This window comes from Stenotrophomonas panacihumi (assembly GCF_001431645.1).
GTDB classification, from domain to species: domain Bacteria; phylum Pseudomonadota; class Gammaproteobacteria; order Xanthomonadales; family Xanthomonadaceae; genus Stenotrophomonas_A; species Stenotrophomonas_A panacihumi.
The window spans coordinates 1-4,205 of sequence record NZ_LLXU01000019.1 but is presented as its reverse complement, the minus strand read 5'-3'; the positions used below and the strand labels follow the sequence as shown (position 1 = coordinate 4,205).

General features: G+C 68.8%; 5 protein-coding genes. 3 read left to right on the top strand and 2 right to left on the bottom strand.

Annotation, left to right across the window (positions count from 1 at the left end; genetic code table 11):
* A partial coding sequence (locus ARC20_RS18690; protein WP_237642475.1) for a LysR family transcriptional regulator occupies positions 1-199 on the bottom strand: 199 nt, incomplete at its 3' end.
* Here ARC20_RS18690 and ARC20_RS00865 point away from each other — a divergent pair.
* From ARC20_RS00865 to ARC20_RS00855, 3 genes are all read left to right on the top strand, one after another.
* Entirely contained in the window at positions 189-980 is a 792-nt protein-coding gene (locus ARC20_RS00865) for a LysR family transcriptional regulator substrate-binding protein (protein ID WP_237642474.1), read from the top strand. The genes ARC20_RS18690 and ARC20_RS00865 overlap by 11 nt on opposite strands.
* Before the next feature lie 8 nt (positions 981-988).
* A complete protein-coding gene (locus tag ARC20_RS00860; protein WP_237642473.1) occupies positions 989-1,732 on the top strand; it encodes a DUF6597 domain-containing transcriptional factor in 744 nt (247 codons plus the stop codon).
* Positions 1,733-1,803: 71 nt separating this feature from the next.
* Positions 1,804-2,154 (top strand): VOC family protein, encoded by a 351-nt coding sequence (locus tag ARC20_RS00855; protein ID WP_057642918.1) that lies wholly within the window; start codon positions 1,804-1,806, stop codon positions 2,152-2,154.
* A gap of 58 nt (positions 2,155-2,212) precedes the next feature.
* On the opposite strand, the gene dcp is transcribed toward ARC20_RS00855, so the two are convergent.
* The coding region (gene dcp, locus ARC20_RS00850) for a peptidyl-dipeptidase Dcp (protein WP_057642913.1) at positions 2,213-4,205 on the bottom strand (1,993 nt) is incomplete at its 5' end.

Here is a 4,205-nt window from a genome sequence, read left to right as displayed (position 1 = left end):
CATCCAGGCCGCGCACCTTGTCGCGAAAGCTGGCTTCCAGGCCGTCGAGGCTTTCCACCAGCGGCTGCGCCATCTCGTACAGCAGCTGGCCCTCCCGGCTGGGGGAGAGGCGCCGGCCGCTGCGCTCGAACAGCACCACGCCCAGCTCGCGCTCCAGGGCCTGCAGCTGCTGGGTCACGGCCGGCTGGCTGACGAACATCGAGCGCAGCGGCCGGCGCCTCTCCCCCAGCCGGGAGGGCCAGCTGCTGTACGAGATGGCGCAGCCGCTGGTGGAAAGCCTCGACGGCCTGGAAGCCAGCTTTCGCGACAAGGTGCGCGGCCTGGATGCCGGCGAGCTGCACGTGGCCGCCAACAGTTCGACCATCCTCTATCTGCTGCCGAAGATCGTCGAAGCGTTCCGCGCGCGACACCCGGCGGTGCGCCTAACCCTGCACAACGCGATCAGCGCCGACGGCACCGACCTGCTGCGCGAAGACGCCGTGGACCTGGCCGTCGGCTCCATGCTCGACGTGCCGGCCGACCTCAGCTACGCCCCGGTCTACCGCTTCGAGCAGCGCCTGATCACCCCGCCCGACCACCCGCTCGCCCGCAAGCCGCGGCTCGCCCTGGAAGACCTCTCGCCCTACCCGCTGATCCTGCCGCCGCGCCGGCAGGTCACCTACCGGCTGGTCGACCTGGTGTTCCAGCAGGCGCGCGTGCCCTACACGGTGGCGCTGGAGGTCGGTGGCTGGGAGGTGATCAAGCAGTACGTGGCGATGGGCATGGGCATTTCGATCGTCACCTCGATCTGCCTCACCGACGCCGACCACGACAAGCTCGCCACGCGCTCGCTGAAGGAATGGTTCCCCACCCGCAGCTATGGCGTGGTGGTGCGCAAGGGCAAATACCTTTCCCCGCAGGCGCGCGCCTTCATCGAGCTGATCCAGCCAGACCTGTTCGCACCGCGCAGCTACGAGGACAGCGGCCCGTCCGAGCGCTGAGCGCGGCGATGCGGGAAGATGCCGCGATGCCGTCGCTGCCGCGCTACCGCGAAGTCGCCCCGCCCGCCGCCTGGCGCCACCAGGTGCGGCGGCTGTGGCGCTATCGCGCGGGCGATGCGCCCGCGCCGCCCACGCGCATCCTGCCCGACGGCTGCATCGACCTGATCTGGGATGGCAGCGCGTTGTTCGTCGCCGGCCCCGATCGCACGGCGGCGATGGCGGCGATCGCGCCCGGCTGCCGCCTGACCGGCGTACGGCTGGCGCCCGGCGCCGCGCACGGCTTGTTCGGCGCGCCGATGGAAGCGCTGGCCGGGCAACGCGTGGACCTGCGCACATTGTGGGGATCGCGCGCCGATGGGCTCGAAGACCGGCTGCGCGACGCCGGCACGTCGTCCGCGCACCTGCTGCTGGACGCCGTGGCACAGCGCGCGGCGGTACCGGATCGGCGCATGGCGTGGCTTTTCGCGCGCTTGTCCGCCGGCGATGCCCCGCGCCTGCCGCGGCTGGCCAGCGAGCTGGGCACCAGCGAACGCGCCCTGCGTCGCCATTGCCTGGTGCATTTCGGCTACGGCCCCAAGACGCTGGACCGCATCCTGCGCTTGCAACGGTTGCTGGCGCTGGCGCCGCGGTCGGCCTCGCTGACGGATGCGGCCCTGGCGGCCGGCTATGCCGATGCCGCGCATCTGGTCCACGACGCGCGCGACCTGACCCGGCTATCGCCTACCGAGCTGGTGCGCGAACACGGCCGCTGAGTGGCCGATTCCTACAAGCCACGCGACCCCGGGCGCCGCGATACTGGCGCCTTCTTTCCACGAACCCCGCCATGACGACTTCCGACCGCCACCACCGCATCGACTACCTCGAATTCGCCGTCGCCTCGATCCCCGCCGCGTGCCGTTTCTTCGGCGATGCCTTCGGCTGGACCTTCCAGGACTACGGCCCGGACTACTGCGAATTCCGCGATGGCCGCCTGACCGGTGGCTTCTTCCACGGCACGCCGCAACCCGGCGGGGCGCTGGTGGTGATCTATTCGGACGACCTCGCCGCCACCCAGGCGGCGGTCGAGCGCGCCGGTGGCACCGTGATGAAACCGGTGTTCGATTTCCCCGGTGGCCGCCGCTTCCACTTCCGCGACCCCGACGGCTACGAGTGGGCCGCCTGGACCACGGCATGACAAAAAAAAGCGGGGTGGCCTGCGCCACCCCGCCCGGTATCACGCTCGCTGGCGCGGCTTACTTCAGGCCGCGGTTTTCCAGCAGCGGTTCGACGCTCGGGTCCTTGCCGCGGAAATCGCGGTACAGGGTGGCCAGGTCGACGGTGTTGCCGCGCGAGAGGATCTTGGCGCGGAAGGTATCGCCGTTGGCACGGGTCAGGCCGCCGTTCTCCTTGAACCACTCGAACGCGTCGTCGTCCAGCACCTCGGACCAGAAGTAGGCGTAGTAGCCGGCCGAGTAGCCGCCGCCCCAGATGTGGTCGAAGTAGCTGGTGCGGTAACGCGGCGGGACTTCGGCCAGGTCCACCTTGAACTTCTTCAGCGCGTCGGCCTCGAACTTGTCCACGTCCTGCAGCGGCGCGTCGGCCGGCTGGGTGTGCCAGGCCAGGTCGAGCAGCGCGGCGGCCAGGTATTCGGTGGTCGCGTAGCCCTGGTTGAAGGTCTTGGCCTTCTGGATCTTGTCCACCAGCGCCTGCGGCATCGCCTCGCCGCTCTGGTAGTGCTTGGCGTAGTTGGCGAAGACCTTCGGGTCGGTCGCCCAGTGCTCGTTGAACTGCGACGGGAACTCGACGAAATCGCGCGAGGTGCTGGTGCCGCCGATCGACGGGTACTTGGTGTTGGAGAACATGCCATGCAGCGCGTGGCCGAACTCATGGAACATCGTGGTGACGTCGTCGAAGCTCAGCAGCGCCGGCTGGCCGGCGGCAGGCTTGGTGAAGTTGGCCACGTTGTAGACCACCGGCTTGGTGCCGCTCAGGCCGTCCTGGTCGACGAAGTTGCCCATCCAGGCGCCACCGGACTTGCTGTCGCGCTTGTAGTAGTCGGTATAGAACAGGGCCAGCGAGCTGCCGTCCTTGTCGAACACCTCGAACACGCGCACGTCCGGGTTGTACACCGGGATGTCCTTGCGCTCCTTGAAGGTCAGGCCGTACAGCTGGTTGGCGGCGAAGAACACGCCGTTCTGCAGCACGTTGTCCAGCTCGAAGTACGGCTTGATCTGCGACTCGTCCAGGTCGTACTTGGCCTTGCGCACCTGCTCGGCGTAGAAGTCCCAGTCCGAGGCGGCGAGCTTGAAGCCGCCGTTCTGCGCGTCGATGACCTTCTGCATCTCGGCCACTTCGCCGCGCGCCTTGGCGGTGGCGGCCGGCACGGTGTCGGTCAGCAGCTTGAGCGCCGCGTCCGGGGTGCGCGCCATCTGGTCGCCCAGGCTGTAGGCGGCGTAGCTGTCGAAGCCGAGCAGCTTGGCCTTCTGCGCGCGCAGCTGCGCCAGGCGCTGCACGGTCTGGCGGGTGTCGTTGCCGTCGCCCTTCTCGGTGCGGGTTTCCGAGGCCTTGAGCACTTCGGCGCGCAGGTCGCGGTTCTTCAGCGAGGCCAGCACCGGCTGCTGGGTGGTGTTCTGCAGCGGCAGCACGAACTTGCCGTCCAGCTTCTTGCCCTTGGCGGCTTCGGCGGCGGCGGCGATGTCGCTGTCGGACAGGCCGTCCAGGCGCGCCTTGTCGTCCACCACCACGGCGGCGGCGGCGGTGGCCGCGACCAGCTTGGTGTGGAACTGCGTGGAGAGCGTGGTCTCCTCGACGTTGAGCTTGCGCAGGGTCGCCTTGTCGGCGTCGGACAGCTGCGCGCCGGCGCGCACGAACTGGTCGTACGTGCGGTCGACCAGGCGCTTCTGCTCGGCATCGAGGTTCAGCGTGTCACGCGCGTCGTAGATGGTCTTGATGCGCGCGAACAGCTTCGGGTCGAGGTTGATCTCGTCCTGGTGCGCGGCCAGCTTCGGCGCCACTTCTTCCTGGATCTTCTGGCGCGCGTCGTTGGTGTCGGCCTGGACCACGCCGAAGAACGTCAGCGCGACGCGCTTGAGCGTCTCGCCGCTCTTCTCCAGCGGCACGAAGGTGTTGTCGAAGGTCGGCGCTTCGGTGTTGTCGGCGATCTTGCGCACTTCGGCCAGGTGCTGCTTCATGCCTTCGTCGAAGGCCGGGACGAAATCGCTGTCCTGGATCTTGTCGAACTGCGGG

What these genes read in the sequence shown, in the direction of transcription:
- ARC20_RS00855 (WP_057642918.1), top strand. Translation starts at nt 1,804, where the DNA reads ATGACGACTTCCGACCGCCACCACCGCATCGACTACCTCGAATTCGCC.
- ARC20_RS00860 (WP_237642473.1), top strand. Translation starts at nt 989, where the DNA reads ATGCGGGAAGATGCCGCGATGCCGTCGCTGCCGCGCTACCGCGAAGTC.